The organism is Shewanella sp. Isolate11 (genome assembly GCF_022398315.1).
Lineage (GTDB): Bacteria > Pseudomonadota > Gammaproteobacteria > Enterobacterales > Shewanellaceae > Shewanella.
Genome location: NZ_JAKEVF010000001.1, coordinates 933,267 through 947,332 on the forward strand (window position 1 = coordinate 933,267; position 14,066 = coordinate 947,332).

Consider the following 14,066-nt stretch of genomic DNA (forward strand, 5'->3'; position numbering starts at 1 on the left):
AAGATGCAACGAAAAGTGTTAATCACCGATTGTGCCGATGCGCCAGGTTTGATCACTAAGATCACCAGCGTCTGTTTTGCACATGGATTAAATATCATCAAAAACAGCGAGTTTGTTGATAATGCTCAAGGGCGATTTTTTATGCGCACCGAGTTGGAAGGGATGATTGATGATCAGCGTTTATTGGCCGATATCGATAATGTATTACCAGAGCAGCGGCATTTAAAGTTGGTGACTAAAGGTACTAAACGCATCGTCGTCATGGTGACCAAAGAAGCACACTGTCTGGGTGACCTGTTAATGAAAGCCTATTATGGCGGTTTGGATGTCGACATCGCCGCAATTATCGGTAATTACTCCAGTTTAAAACCGTTAGCCGATAAATTTGATATTCCATTTCATGAGGTTTCCCATGAAGGGTTGACTCGTCATGAACATGAACAGCAGATGTTAAAGTTGATTGACTCTTATCAGCCTGATTATTTGGTTTTAGCCAAATTTATGCGGGTGTTGACTCCAGAGTTTGTTGAGCAATATCCCAATAAAATTATCAATATTCATCACTCATTTTTACCTGCCTTTGTTGGCGCTGCACCTTATCGTCAGGCGTGGGAGCGGGGGGTAAAAATCATTGGCGCGACGGCGCATTTCGTCAATAACTGTCTCGATGAAGGACCTATTATTAAGCAGGACGTGATCCCTGTTGACCATACCTACAGTGCTGAAGAGCTGGCTAAGTGTGGCCGTGATGTTGAGAAAAGTGTCCTCAGTAAAGCGTTACAGTTAGTCATGCAAGAAGATGTCATTGTATACGGCAATAAAACCGTGGTGTTTTAAAGTGTTGAAGTGATATAGAAGCCGCGAATTAGCGGCTTTTATATGTTAACTAAAAGTCCTAAACGCTTATCAATCAAGGGAAGTTTTAGCTTCATTGCTTGCTGCTGAGAGTGGTAAACATCATTGAAAAAAGAGCCCGTAGGCTCTTTTTAATCGATGAAATGTCTAGCTTTATACGGAGTAATTTAGGCAGATTAGTAGTTTACTGCCATGATTTGATCTGAACCGTATGTCATCGCAATATCTTTAATGGTTACCGTCGCTGTGTAAGGGGCAATTTTTCGCGCAGTACGATCAGCACCTTGATTCAGTGCAAACTGGTGGAAGTTTTCGCCGTTACACACAAGACGTGGGAATACACGCTGCTCGTTAATACGATACTCTTTCAGGGTTCCATTAAATTGGATCATATTATTACTGGCGCCGGCTTTACATACGGCCACAAGGGTCTTTTCCATCTGAGGTGACATTGCAGCCTGAGCGTTAAAGGCAAGCGGGGCTAATGCAATGACGGCAATTGAACATAGCTTATTCATTTGGTGCTCCTAGCATTTCGTTGGTGTCGAGTATCAGTAAAGCCGCTAATTTGAACAAAAGCTGTTAGCCAATTGTCGCTAAATGTATCCTGATGTGTTGTGTGGATCAGTGTGTGTCTGGGGGTAACAAAGTGTGTACGAATACGAGTAATTACTATTAACAGTCGAGTTTGCTGGTTAGATAAACTGGGAAATGGGTTTAAAGCGCAACAAAAAAGCCAAACATAAAGTTTGGCTTTTTTGACTAGGGCGCGAGGTAGAAACTAATCTACGATACGCAGTAATTCGTTAATACCCACTTTACCACGTGTTTTCGCATCAACCTTCTTAACAATGATGGCTGCGTACAGGCCGTAAGTGCCGCACTTAGATGGTAAGTTACCTGAAACAACCACAGAACCAGCCGGTACACGGCCATAATGGATTTCGCCGGTTTCACGGTCAAAAATACGTGTGCTCTGGCCGATATAAACCCCCATAGAGATCACCGAGCCTTCTTCAACAACGACACCTTCAACAATTTCAGAACGCGCGCCGATAAAGCAGTTATCTTCGATAATGGTTGGACCGGCTTGTAATGGCTCCAATACGCCACCAATGCCAACACCGCCAGATAAGTGAACATTCTTACCTATCTGAGCACAAGAGCCCACAGTCGCCCATGTATCGACCATAGATCCTTCATCTACGAAAGCACCGAGGTTGACATAGGAAGGCATCAGCACGGTGTTTTTAGCAATGTACGATCCTTTACGAACAGCTGCTGGTGGCACAACACGAATCGCTTCTTCTTTAAAGCGTGCTTCATCGTAGTCCGCAAACTTCATAGGTACTTTATCGAAGTACTTGGTTTCGCCGCCATCAACAATTTGATTGTCAAAAATACGGAAAGAGAGCAGAACGGCTTTCTTTAGCCATTGGTGTACATGCCATTGACCATCAATTTTTTCTGCAACACGGGCTTCGCCCTTGTCTAGCATGTCGATCACGCGTTCAACGTCAGCTCTAATGCTGGCATCGACTGTGTGAGGTGTAATTTCTGCGCGAGCTTCAAAAGCTGCTTCAATACGTTGGCGTAAAGCCTCCATAACGTCTCCCAATAATAAATGAATACAATACTTCTATTTTAATGTGCAGGCTCAGACAGTGCCTGAACAAGTGCTGCACTTAATTCGTCTTGCTGAATCTCGTTTAACTGTTTGCCTTCAGCAGTTTGTAGCATAAAGAAATCTTCTGCTCGCTCACCAATGGTGGTAATTTTCGCGGCGATCAGACTGACATTACAACGATAGAAAATATCACCGACTTTCGCGAGTAAGCCAGGGCTATCTAGGGCGATTAATTCCATCATGCTAGTGCCTTGTTTACGTGCTGGCAGAAAACTCACCTGAGTACGCACGTTAAAGGGCTTCATCTGCCTTGGCAATTTCTTAAATTTAGGCAATTTAGCCGTGTCGCTACTCAAGGCTTTTACGAGTGCCTTTTTCAATCCTTGAATACGAGAGATCTGCGCCACGGGGCTGCCATCTTGCTCTAAAATGACGAAAGAATCCAGTGCATAGCCATCTTTTGAGTTCATGATGCTGGCGTCATGAACATCGATATTCTTGTTATCCAGTACCGCCATCACGGTTGCGAATAGCTTAGGTTTATCTGGCCCGTAAACAAATAGCTCAGTGCCGCCGCGGGTCGTATGTTTTGAAATCAACACTAAGGTTTCATTTTGCTTATGTTTCAAGATTGCTTCGGCGTGCCAAGCAAGCTGATTGGGCTGATGGCGTAAAAAATAATCCGCTTTAAAACGTTGCCACAATAGGTCGAGGTTTTTCTCTTTTATGCCTCGTCTGAGTAACTCTTTCTTGGCTTTAGCTTGGTGTTCTCTCACTCGAGCACGGATATCGACTGGCTTCTCTTTGCCTCTGGCGAGTACCCGCTGAGTCGAGAAGTACAGATCACGCAGAAGTGAGCCTTTCCAGTTGTTCCAGGTTTTTTCGTTGGTGGCACAGATATCGGCAACAGTGAGACAATAGAGGTAACTTAAATGCACCGCATCACGCACTTTATCTGCAAATTCGGCAACCACATCTGGGTCGGAAATATCACGGCGCTGTGCGGTCACTGACATCACTAGATGATTTTCTACCAGCCAGCTTACCAGGCGGCCATCGTGTTTGTTTAGGCCATGTAAATCACAGAATGCTTGTGCATCTACGGCACCGAGTTTGCTGTGATCGCCACCACGACCTTTACCTATATCGTGGAAAATTGCCGCCAGTACCAATAGGCCTTTTTTCGGCAATTGATTAATCAACACAGAGCCAAGTGGGAACTCCTCTTTCTGCTCCGATTGCGAGAAGCGCTCGATGTTCATCAATAATCTATGGGTATGCTCATCGACGGTATAAGCATGGAACAGGTCGAACTGCATCTGGCCTTCAATATTGCGCCAAGCCGGCAGATAGGAAGATAAGATGCCATGACTGTGCATTAATGATAATGAGGTGATGCCTCGTGGATGACGTAAAATCTCGAGAAATACCGCACGGCAGCGCTCGTTTTCCATTAGAGGTTGGGTTAGCGCACGTCTGGCGCGGCGTAAACTGCGCAGGGTCGGTGCATAAATTGCTTTGACATTTGAGTTGCGCGCGACCTGTAAAAAAAGCTCCATGATTTGCGCGGGATCATCAAACACATCGGCTTTTAATGATTCGATAAAGATACCACGGCGCTGATAGTTTTCATTAATTGGCTGGATTTCTAGTGCCTTGGTGTGCCCCAGTGTTGCCCGCTTAAATAGCTGTAACAGCATCTGGTTTAGCTCCATTACTCGGCGAACGGTGCGATAATAGCGTTTCATCATCTGTTCGACAGCGAGCTGAGTTTCATCTTTATAGCCCAGCAGTTCGGCTACCTGTCGCTGTAAATCGAATAACAGACGGTTTTCATCGCGGCCAGAGATCAAATGTAGAGCAAAGCGTAATTGCCATAGATATTCTTGGCATTCAAGTAGTTCATCGAGTTCATTTTGCTCTAAAAAACCATGGGCCAGCAGTTCTTCGGCGCAGCTGGCATCGAAATAACGCATGGTAACCCAAGTAATGGTTTGGATATCGCGTAAACCACCAGGGCATGATTTCAGGTTAGGTTCCAAATCGAAGGCACTGGCTTTTGCGTGACGATCAACTTGTTCATCGCGCTTGGCGACAAAGAAATCGCTTGCAGGCCAAAAATCGGCATCTCGTACACCTTGATGCAGTTTGTCAAATAGAGACTGAGAGCCACACAGCAGTCTAGCTTCTAACAGGTTTGTGGCAATGGTAATGTCACCGCGGCCTTGAGTAAGGGTTTCTTTGAGGCTTCGAACACTGTGGCCCACTTCGAGTCCTGCATCCCATAAGAAAGCAATGTATTGCCCTAGCTGACTTTCACCATGGCCGGATAATTCACCATCGATAAGAAATAGCAGATCCACATCTGAGTGAGGGTGGAGTTCACCGCGTCCATAGCCACCCACGGCAACCAAGGCGATAGGATGATCGTTGAGTCCGTGTTCTTGCCACTGCTCTATGAGCAGGTTATCGACAAATTGGCAACGCTGGTTAACTAACTTGGTTACCGACTCTCCTGCGCTAAATCGCTCTAATAGGCTTTGATTTTGTTGTTTTAAAGCGGTCTTTGCTGTTAGCGCTGTGTTCATTATTGTCCCTATGGCTGTTGCAATCACAGTTATTATTTAACCTGAACTCGGGATAACGAGTGGCGGAAAATCTAAATTTAACAAGCTAATTCAATGTTATAAAGGATTAGTTCGAAAAGGAAAGTCTATTTCCTGACTGAATGCGCAGAGAGGCACGCCAAGATGCCTATTCAGCGGCTCTGCTTATCCAGAGTTCAGGTTATTTAATCATTGTTACTGGTTAAAATCACCCAAGAATTTGTTTGAAATGTATTAGGGCAAACTTTGGCTTGAATTGGAGTTTTTGTTGGGCAATGTTCTGATTATTTTTCGGTATTTTTTAAAGATAGCAAGCTGATGAGCTTGCTATCTTGTGGTTACCTTGACACAAGTGTGCTGGAACTATGGCGATCTGATATCGCTATAATGCACGATTAATGATTAATCGTGCGAGGGAAATTTTCTTCTTCGCGTAAAGTTAACACTTCAACGCCAGTTGGAGTGACTAATAAAGTGTGTTCCCACTGAGCAGAGTTTTTGCCATCGGATGTGGTGACTGTCCAGTTATCGTCTTTATCTAATACGCTGGTATGACGTCCGGCGTTGATCATAGGTTCGATAGTGAAACACATGCCAGGGCGCAATAAGGTTTTGTCATTATTTTTGTAATGCATTACCTGTGGTTCTTCATGGAAACCTGAACCGATACCGTGGCCACAATAGTCAGTAACTATGCTGTATTTTTCTAAGCCGGTTTTTTTGCCTTTCACGTATTTTTCGATAATGGTACCTATTTCACCTAGCTTCATGCCTGGGCGCACTTTTTTAATCGCTTCGTAGAGGCTCTCTTGCGCAATACGGCAAAGACGCTTGTCTCTAGGGCTCACATCACCAATCAAAAACATCTTAGAAGTATCACCGTGATAACCGTCTTTGATCACTGTGATATCCAAGTTGATAATATCGCCATCTTTTAGGGCTCTATCGCTAGGGATACCATGACAAATCACCTCGTTAATTGAGGTGCAGATAGACTTAGGGAAACCGTGATAGTCGAGCGGTGCAGAAATGGCTCCTTGCTCTTCGGTATATTTGGCGCAAATATCATTAAGCTCATTGGTGGTAACACCGGCTTTTACATGAGGCTCAATCATCTCTAATACTTGGGCTGCCAATTTACCCGCGGCGCGCATTTTTTCGATCTCTTCGGCTGTTTTTATCACTATACTCATTAAGCTTTCTCTGTCTGTTTTGGCAGTCGCCATTTATGCCTATTCCAACGCTAAAAATTTGTGTTTGCGTAGGTATTATGGTATAAAGCGCGCCGTTATGTTTGTCTCTTGTTTCACTTTGTCGTTGACAATGGGCTCAAGAGAGAATGTGGCAGCCATTATACATGGCTATGACTAAATACTAAATCACACACGTATCGACACGTTCTCCGGGGTGCCTTTTTAGGTCGGAGATATGGGATGCGTGGAGGTCTAACCCCTAAATTTTAAGGTAATAAAATGACTACAGTTTCAATGCGCGACATGCTTCAAGCCGGTGTTCACTTCGGTCACCAAACTCGTTACTGGAACCCAAAGATGAAGCCTTTCATCTTCGGTGCTCGTAACGGTGTACACATCATTAACCTAGAGCACACTGTGCCTATGTTCAATGAAGCATTAGCGTTCATCAGCAACGTAGCTTCTAAGAAAGGTAAAATCCTTTTCGTTGGTACTAAGCGCGCTGCTAGCGAAGCTATCAAAGAAGCGGCAATTTCTTGTGATCAATACTACGTTGATAACCGCTGGTTAGGCGGTATGTTGACTAACTGGAAAACAGTTCGTCAATCAATCAAGCGTCTTAAAGAACTAGAAAGTCAGTCAGTAGATGGTACTTTCGATAAGCTTACTAAGAAAGAAGCGCTTATGCGTACTCGTGAGCTTGAGAAGCTAGAAAAGTCTCTTGGTGGTATCAAAAACATGGGCGGTTTACCAGATGCGATCTTCGTGATCGGTGCTGACCATGAGCATATCGCTATTAAAGAAGCTAACAACCTAGGTATTCCAGTTGTTGCTGTTGTAGATACTAACTCTTCTCCAGACGGCATCAACTATATCGTTCCTGGTAACGATGATGCTATGCGTTCTATCCGTCTGTACACTGAGTCTGTTGCTGCAGCTGCTAAAGAAGGCCGTGGTCAAGATTTAGCTGTTCAAGCTGAGCAAGACGGTTTCGTAGAAGCTGAATAATAAGGCGAGATGAATTTCATCGCCCTTATTAACCAAGAAACATGATTGGTGAACAGGGGCCTAGTGCCCCTGTTTTTTCACATTTGATTTGAAAGTTTTCTATTAGAGGATTTAACAATGGCAATTACTGCTGCCCAAGTTAAAGAACTACGTGAGCGCACTGGCGCTGGCATGATGGATTGTAAAAAAGCACTAACCGAAACCAATGGCGACATGGAACTTGCGATCGATAATATGCGCAAGAGCGGTGCTGCTAAAGCGGCTAAAAAAGCGGGTAACATCGCCGCTGAAGGTACAATTCTTATCAAGCAAGGCGCTGGTTACACCACTCTGCTTGAAGTTAACTGTCAAACTGACTTCGTAGCAAAAGATAAGAACTTCCTAGCTTTTGCTAACGAAGTACTTGAAGTTGCTGCTGCAGCTAAAGTTGCTATCGCTGATCTACAAGCACAATTCGAAGAAACTCGTGTTGCGCTAGTGGCTAAAATCGGTGAAAACATCAACGTTCGTCGCGTTGAGTACATCGATGGCGAAAACGCTGCAGTTTACCGTCACGGTGAGCGTATCGGTGTTGTTGTAACTGGTGAAGCTGACGAAGACACTTTGAAGCACATCGCTATGCACGTTGCTGCATCTAAGCCAGAGTTCGTAAACCCTGAAGATGTTCCTGCAGACGTAGTTGCAAGAGAGCAAGCGCTTCAAATTGAAATCGCGATGAACGAAGGTAAGCCTGCTGAAATCGCTGAGAAGATGGTTGTTGGTCGTATGAAGAAGTTTACTGGTGAGATCTCTCTTACTGGTCAAGCTTTCATCATGGAACCAAAGAAAACTGTTGGCGAAATTCTTAAAGAGAAAGGCGCTACAGTATCAAACTTCATTCGTCTAGAAGTTGGTGAAGGTATCGAGAAGAAAGAAGAAGATTTTGCTGCTGAAGTTGCAGCGCAAATCGCCGCTTCTAAGGCTTAATCGCCACTTGTAAGATACCCTTAAAACCGCAGCAATCGCTGCGGTTTTATTATGCCAATTAGATTGCTGCGCAATGCATTTTTTTCGATATAATTGGTAACAACCCATCGGCATTTATTAGGAACAATAATAATGAGCACAAACCCCAAACCTGCTTTTCGACGTATTCTTCTCAAATTGAGTGGCGAGGCCCTAATGGGCGAAGAGGGCTTTGGTATTGATCCAAAAGTACTTGACCGCATGGCACAAGAGATTAAAGAGCTGGTTGAGCTCGGTATTCAGGTTGGTGTTGTGATTGGCGGTGGTAACCTTTTCCGTGGTGAAGGGCTTGCAAAAGCGGGAATGAACCGTGTTGTGGGAGATCACATGGGCATGCTAGCAACAGTGATGAATGGCCTAGCGATGCGTGATGCATTACACCGCGCCTATGTTAATGCGCGTTTGATGTCAGCGATTCCACTTAAAGGTGTGTGTGACGATTACAACTGGGCTGAAGCAATTAGTTTGTTGAAGTCGGGTCGAGTGGTTATTTTTGCTGCGGGTACAGGTAATCCCTTCTGTACTACTGATTCAGCAGCGTGTTTACGTGGGATTGAAATCGAAGCCGAAGTCGTACTGAAAGGTACTAAGGTCGATGGTGTTTATTCTGACGATCCAGTGAAAAACCCTGACGCAGTCAAATTTGACGAAATGGGTTATGGTGAAGTGTTAGAAAAAGAATTAAAAGTGATGGATCTTGCCGCCTTTACCATGGCGAGAGATCACGATATGCCTATTTTAGTATTTAATATGAATAAACCAGGGGCGCTACGTCGTGTTATTATGGGCGACCATGAGGGCACTTTAATTAAGAGTAGCCGCGCGAAAACCGCCGAATAAATTCGTTTTATACTAACAAAAATTAGTAACCCAAAAGGATATTAAACGTGATTAACGAAATCAAACAAGATGCACAGAGCCGTATGGCTAAATGTGTTGAAGCGACAAAGAACCAAATGGCTAAAGTCCGCACTGGACGCGCTCACCCAAGTCTACTTGATTCAATTAAAGTGTCATATTACGGCTCTATGACTCCGCTTAAGCAAGTGGGTAACGTGTCTATTGAAGATTCAAGAACTCTTGCTGTAACTGTTTTCGATTCCACCCTAATCCCGGTAGTAGAAAAAGCGATCATGAGTTCTGACTTAGGTTTAAACCCTATGTCTGCGGGTACGACTATTCGTATTCCACTTCCAGCCTTGACCGAAGAGCGTCGTAAAGATCTAATTAAAGTGGTTCGTGCTGAAGCTGAAAATGGTCGTATCGCAGTACGTAACGTACGTCGTGACGCTAACTCTGACGTGAAAGCACTTGAGAAAGAAAAAGAGTGTACTGAAGACGATGTACGTCGCACTGAAGACGAAATCCAAAAGTTCACCGATGCGCATATTAAGCAAATTGATGAGATTTTGGCCGCTAAAGAAGCTGAGTTGATGGAAGTCTAATCTGCTGTTTAGTGACTAGAGTTAACACGCCGTGTAGGGGTATACTACACGGCGTTTGCTATTTTAAAGGGTTGTAATAGATGTCGATCGAATCTCCATCTAGCACTGAGCTTTCAAACGAAGCACTTACAGAGCTAGTTAAACAGTCTATACCTAAGCATGTTGCTATCATTATGGATGGTAACGGGCGTTGGGCTCAGGCCCAGGGTAAGCCGCGTGTCTTAGGGCACAAGGCGGGCGTTAAGGCTGTGAGACGCGCCGTGAGTACTGCGAGAGAGATGGGAGTAGAGTCGTTGACACTGTTTGCCTTTTCAAGTGAGAACTGGCGTCGACCTGATAAAGAAGTCAGCCTGTTGATGGAGCTGTTTTTTACCGTTTTGCAGCGTGAGCTTAAGTTACTGCATAAAAACGGTGTCAGGCTTAATATCATAGGAGATATCAGCCGTTTTTCTGACAGATTGCAGAAGCAGATTGCTACCGCAATGGCCAAAACAGCTGATAATAACGGTCTTATTTTAAATGTCGCAGCGAACTATGGTGGGCGCTGGGATATCATGCAAGCTGCACAGACGCTAGCACGAAAGGTTGAATCTGGCGAAATGAGCAGCAGTCAGTTCACTGAAGAGGCGTTAAGCCAACATTTAAGCATGCAAAATCAGCCGGAAGTTGATTTAATGATCCGCACAGGTGGAGATTATCGCATAAGTAATTTCATTCTCTGGCAAGCTGCTTATGCGGAGTTAGTGTTTGCTGACGTCCTTTGGCCAGATTTTGATGAGCAATCCTTTAAAGATGCGATAGCCGTATTTGCTACTCGTCAGCGCCGTTTTGGTTTGACGGGTTCTCAAATTGAGACAATACAGGCAGAGCGATAAATAGAATAAGAGGGAAAGTTTTTGCTAAAACATAGAATAATAACAGCAGTATGGTTAATCCCATTGGTTTTGGGAGCTATATTCTTTTTCCCTGTGGAGTATTTTTCATGGGCATTAGTGGCCGTGTTTTTAATTGCCGCAAAAGAGTGGGGACGCATTATAGATAAGCGTTGCAATGTCACTCAATGGAGCTTCACTTTCACCATAGGGATCTTGCTTGTCGCGTTAAATCTCTTAATCCCCAGTCATGACATCTGGTTTAAGGGTAGTTTACACCCCATCTATTTGGCGATCTTAATTATTGGAGCCTGTTGGTGGGCTATATCACTCCTTTTAGTCCTAACATTTCCTAAGAGTTCAGCGCTATGGGGTAAGAGCCATATGCTGAAGTCTATGTTTGGCCAACTGACCTTAATCCCTTGTTTTACCGCTTTGATTGCGCTTAAGGCGCTGAGTAGTGAGATGACACCATTTTATGGTGGCGCATTGGTCTTCTTGGTGATGTTAACCGTATGGGCAACTGATTCAGGGGCTTATTTCGTCGGTAAGGCACTGGGTAAACATAAATTAATGCCTAACGTGAGTCCTGCAAAAACCATTGAAGGTCTACTCGGTGGGCTTGTGACTACTATGGTGGTGGTGGCGGGTGTCATGTATTGCTCGCCAGAGCAAGAACTGGGATTAGTCGTTGCAGTAACTCTATTTGTTGCATTGGTTTCTGCAGTGGGTGACCTGTCTGAAAGCATGTTTAAGCGTGTCGCCGAGATTAAAGATTCAGGTACCATTCTTCCTGGCCACGGTGGAGTGCTTGACCGTATTGACAGCTTGACCGCTGCCTTACCCGTGTTCACGCTTATTTATATCGCATTTTGGATGTAACCATGCAGAATATGGTGATTCTTGGTGCCACAGGCTCTATCGGTGCCAGTACCTTGAGTGTTATTGAACAAAACCCTGAGGCTTATTCGGTGCATACTTTAGTGGCGCACCGAAGTGTCGATAAGATGCTGGACTTGTGTATTAAATACAATCCGTCGATAGCCCATATGGTCGACCCTCAAGCTGCCGCCCAATTGCAACGTCGGTTGCCACCGCATTTGGCCATCGCTGTATCTTCAGGCGAAGATGAACTGGCAAGCATAGTGGCTTTGCCAGAGGTCGATACCGTGATGGCCGCCATTGTCGGCGCAGCAGGGTTACCTTCTACGCTGGCGGCGGTCAAAGCGGGTAAACGAGTGTTACTGGCTAATAAAGAGTCATTAGTGATGTCTGGTCGCTTGTTTATCGATGAGATGCAAAGTTCAGGCGCAACGGTATTACCCGTAGACAGTGAACACAACGCCATTTTCCAATGTTTACCGCAACAGGTGCAGCAACAGATTGGCGCCTGTGAGTTAGAGCAAGCCGGTATCTCGCATATTTTATTGACCGGCTCAGGCGGTCCATTTCTCAATACCGAACTGTCGCAGCTTTCTGGGATGACGCCCGATCAAGCTTGCAAGCATCCTAATTGGTCGATGGGACGTAAAATATCGGTTGATTCCGCTAGCATGATGAATAAAGGTCTCGAGTATATTGAGGCTCGCTGGTTGTTTAATGCCACCAAATCACAATTAAAAGTGGTGGTGCATCCGCAGAGTGTAATTCATTCTATGGTGCAGTATCTCGATGGTTCAGTATTGGCGCAAATGGGAAATCCGGATATGCGTACCCCAATTGCTCATTGTATGGCCTATCCGCAAAGAATTTTCGCTGGGGTTGAACCTTTAGATTTTTTCAAAGTCGGACAATTAAGCTTTCTTGAACCTGATTTTGATCGTTTCCCTTGTCTTGCACTGGCAATAGAAGCGTGTGAACAGGGACAAGAAGCGACGACGGTGCTTAATGCTGCTAACGAAATTTCAGTCGCAGCATTTCTAGACGGTAAAATCCGTTTCACCGATATCGCGAAAGTGAATGAACTGTGTTTAACCAAGGTGGCGAAACAGAGTCTGAACACTATCGAGGCTATTTTAGCCTTAGATAGCGAAACGCGTCGCATTGCAGCTGAGCAAATTAAACGAATTAAGCAGTAATAAAGGATTGTAATGCTAGACTTTTTATGGAACCTCGGTTCCTTCGCCATTGCTTTAGGTGTGTTGATCACAGCGCATGAATATGGTCACTTTTGGGTCGCAAGACGCTGCGGTGTTAAAGTCGAGCGTTTTTCTATCGGCTTTGGTAAAGCCATTTGGCGTAAAGTGGGGGCCGATGGTACTGAATATGTGCTTGCGCTGATCCCTTTAGGCGGCTACGTCAAGATGCTCGATGAGCGGGTTGAGGACGTGCCTGAGGAGCTGAAATCTCAAGCCTTTAACCGCAAATCGGTATGGCAACGTATCGCGATTGTTGGTGCGGGGCCGATGGCAAATTTTATCTTTGCTATTTTCGCCTTATACATCATGTATCTAATTGGTGTGCCTTCAATAAAGCCTGTTATCGAATCAACCCAAGACAACTCTCCCGCAGCCGTAATTCAAGTGAACAAGCCTATGCAAGTGATTGCGGTGGGTGAGCAGAGCGTGCGTAACTGGGAAGAGGTGACTTATGCTCTAGTGAGTCATATTGGTGATGAGCATATCGATCTTACGCTGACACCGGTTGGCGGCGTTATGGGGGAGGAGCGTAGTTATCGCCTCGATACTCGTGCGTGGAAATTTGATCCTGAGAAGCAGTCACCAATTACTTCATTAGGTCTAGATATTTATCGTCCTCAGATTATGCCTGAACTGGGTTTGGTCAGCGATGATGGTGCGGCTCATGCGGCTGGTATGCAAGTTGGAGATACCTTAGTGGCGGTCAATGGAGCCGATTACCAAGATTGGGATACTTTTGTTGAGCAGGTCAAAGGCTCAGCTGATAAACAGATGATGATCACCGTGAGGCGTGCGGGCGAGCAGTTAAATTTAGCGGTGACACCTAAATCTCGTGTAACAGATAATGGACAAGTGGAGGGCGTTATAGGGGTTGCACCCACACAGGCTCCATGGCCTGAATCAATGCGACTACAAATGGAATACGGGTTAGGTGAATCTTTTATGGTTGCAGCGGATAAAACGTGGCAACTTGTGTCAGTCAGCATTAAGATGATCGGCAAATTATTTACTGGTGACGTTTCGGTAAAAAATCTCAGTGGGCCTATCTCAATAGCACAAGGTGCGGGAAGTAGTGCTAACTATGGATTAGTTTATTTTTTAGGGTTCCTAGCATTAATTAGCGTTAACTTAGGCATTATTAACTTATTGCCTTTGCCAGTGCTGGATGGTGGGCATCTTTTATATTACTTCGTCGAAGTGATCACAGGCAGGCCTGTACCAGAAAAGGTACAGGAAATTGGATTCAGATTTGGGGCAGCAGTGCTGCTAATGTTGATGAGTATTGCGCTATTCAACGATTTTTCCCGACTCTGAGCA

Annotated in this window: 13 protein-coding genes; 9 read left to right on the forward strand and 4 right to left on the reverse strand. The window is 44.9% G+C overall.

All coding sequences use genetic code 11. The features are described from left to right. Positions 1 to 3: 3 nt before the first annotated feature. Complete coding sequence (gene purU / locus L1D21_RS04090; protein WP_239843947.1) at positions 4 to 837, forward strand: formyltetrahydrofolate deformylase; 834 nt, start codon at positions 4 to 6, stop codon at positions 835 to 837. Positions 838 to 1,031: 194 nt separating this feature from the next. On the opposite strand, the gene L1D21_RS04095 is transcribed toward purU, so the two are convergent. The 4 genes from L1D21_RS04095 to map all read right to left on the reverse strand — a co-directional run bounded on the left by L1D21_RS04095 (position 1,032) and on the right by map (position 6,281). After that, the gene (locus L1D21_RS04095; RefSeq protein ID WP_239843948.1) at positions 1,032 to 1,373 is read right to left on the reverse strand and encodes a DUF3718 domain-containing protein; all 342 of its coding nucleotides are present in this window, start codon (positions 1,371 to 1,373) and stop codon (positions 1,032 to 1,034) included. 263 nt (positions 1,374 to 1,636) lie between these two features. Further along, positions 1,637 to 2,461: a 2,3,4,5-tetrahydropyridine-2,6-dicarboxylate N-succinyltransferase gene (gene dapD, locus L1D21_RS04100; RefSeq protein ID WP_239843949.1), complete on the reverse strand. Its 825-nt coding sequence runs from the start codon at positions 2,459 to 2,461 to the stop codon at positions 1,637 to 1,639. A gap of 38 nt (positions 2,462 to 2,499) precedes the next feature. Beyond that, positions 2,500 to 5,070: a bifunctional uridylyltransferase/uridylyl-removing protein GlnD gene (gene glnD, locus L1D21_RS04105; RefSeq protein ID WP_239843950.1), complete on the reverse strand. Its 2,571-nt coding sequence runs from the start codon at positions 5,068 to 5,070 to the stop codon at positions 2,500 to 2,502. A 413-nt stretch (positions 5,071 to 5,483) separates the two neighbouring features. Then, positions 5,484 to 6,281, reverse strand: a complete 798-nt coding sequence (gene map, locus L1D21_RS04110; protein WP_239843951.1) for a type I methionyl aminopeptidase — start codon at positions 6,279 to 6,281, stop codon at positions 5,484 to 5,486. A gap of 279 nt (positions 6,282 to 6,560) precedes the next feature. Between map and rpsB the strand changes: the two genes are divergently transcribed. The 8 genes from rpsB to rseP all read left to right on the forward strand — a co-directional run bounded on the left by rpsB (position 6,561) and on the right by rseP (position 14,063). Continuing rightward, positions 6,561 to 7,289, forward strand: a complete 729-nt coding sequence (gene rpsB / locus L1D21_RS04115; RefSeq protein ID WP_239843952.1) for a 30S ribosomal protein S2 — start codon at positions 6,561 to 6,563, stop codon at positions 7,287 to 7,289. Between the two features lie 117 nt (positions 7,290 to 7,406). Continuing rightward, positions 7,407 to 8,255, forward strand: a complete 849-nt coding sequence (tsf, locus tag L1D21_RS04120) for a translation elongation factor Ts (protein WP_239843953.1) — start codon at positions 7,407 to 7,409, stop codon at positions 8,253 to 8,255. A 132-nt stretch (positions 8,256 to 8,387) separates the two neighbouring features. Next, entirely contained in the window at positions 8,388 to 9,134 is a 747-nt protein-coding gene (gene pyrH, locus L1D21_RS04125; RefSeq protein ID WP_239843954.1) for a UMP kinase, read from the forward strand. 47 nt (positions 9,135 to 9,181) lie between these two features. Then, on the forward strand, positions 9,182 to 9,739 hold the full coding sequence (frr, locus tag L1D21_RS04130; RefSeq protein ID WP_239843955.1) for a ribosome recycling factor: 558 nt from the start codon (positions 9,182 to 9,184) through the stop codon (positions 9,737 to 9,739). Between the two features lie 80 nt (positions 9,740 to 9,819). Further along, positions 9,820 to 10,614: a polyprenyl diphosphate synthase gene (gene uppS, locus L1D21_RS04135; RefSeq protein WP_239843956.1), complete on the forward strand. Its 795-nt coding sequence runs from the start codon at positions 9,820 to 9,822 to the stop codon at positions 10,612 to 10,614. Between the two features lie 21 nt (positions 10,615 to 10,635). Then, positions 10,636 to 11,493, forward strand: a complete 858-nt coding sequence (locus L1D21_RS04140; protein WP_239843957.1) for a phosphatidate cytidylyltransferase — start codon at positions 10,636 to 10,638, stop codon at positions 11,491 to 11,493. Positions 11,494 to 11,495: 2 nt separating this feature from the next. Next, positions 11,496 to 12,689, forward strand: coding sequence for a 1-deoxy-D-xylulose-5-phosphate reductoisomerase (gene ispC / locus L1D21_RS04145; RefSeq protein WP_239843958.1), 1,194 nt, complete (start codon positions 11,496 to 11,498; stop codon positions 12,687 to 12,689). Positions 12,690 to 12,701: 12 nt separating this feature from the next. Further along, a complete protein-coding gene (rseP, locus tag L1D21_RS04150; protein ID WP_239843959.1) occupies positions 12,702 to 14,063 on the forward strand; it encodes a sigma E protease regulator RseP in 1,362 nt (453 codons plus the stop codon). Positions 14,064 to 14,066 lie beyond the last annotated feature (3 nt).

Excerpts from the sequence above, each read along its gene's own strand:
- purU (WP_239843947.1), top strand. The coding sequence starts at position 4 with ATGCAACGAAAAGTGTTAATCACCGATTGTGCCGATGCGCCAGGTTTG.
- ispC (WP_239843958.1), top strand. The coding sequence starts at position 11,496 with ATGCAGAATATGGTGATTCTTGGTGCCACAGGCTCTATCGGTGCCAGT.
- rpsB (WP_239843952.1), top strand. The coding sequence starts at position 6,561 with ATGACTACAGTTTCAATGCGCGACATGCTTCAAGCCGGTGTTCACTTC.
- pyrH (WP_239843954.1), top strand. The coding sequence starts at position 8,388 with ATGAGCACAAACCCCAAACCTGCTTTTCGACGTATTCTTCTCAAATTG.
- dapD (WP_239843949.1), bottom strand. The coding sequence starts at position 2,461 with ATGGAGGCTTTACGCCAACGTATTGAAGCAGCTTTTGAAGCTCGCGCA.
- tsf (WP_239843953.1), top strand. The coding sequence starts at position 7,407 with ATGGCAATTACTGCTGCCCAAGTTAAAGAACTACGTGAGCGCACTGGC.
- L1D21_RS04095 (WP_239843948.1), bottom strand. The coding sequence starts at position 1,373 with ATGAATAAGCTATGTTCAATTGCCGTCATTGCATTAGCCCCGCTTGCC.
- rseP (WP_239843959.1), top strand. The coding sequence starts at position 12,702 with ATGCTAGACTTTTTATGGAACCTCGGTTCCTTCGCCATTGCTTTAGGT.
- map (WP_239843951.1), bottom strand. The coding sequence starts at position 6,281 with ATGAGTATAGTGATAAAAACAGCCGAAGAGATCGAAAAAATGCGCGCC.
- glnD (WP_239843950.1), bottom strand. The coding sequence starts at position 5,070 with ATGAACACAGCGCTAACAGCAAAGACCGCTTTAAAACAACAAAATCAA.
- uppS (WP_239843956.1), top strand. The coding sequence starts at position 9,820 with ATGTCGATCGAATCTCCATCTAGCACTGAGCTTTCAAACGAAGCACTT.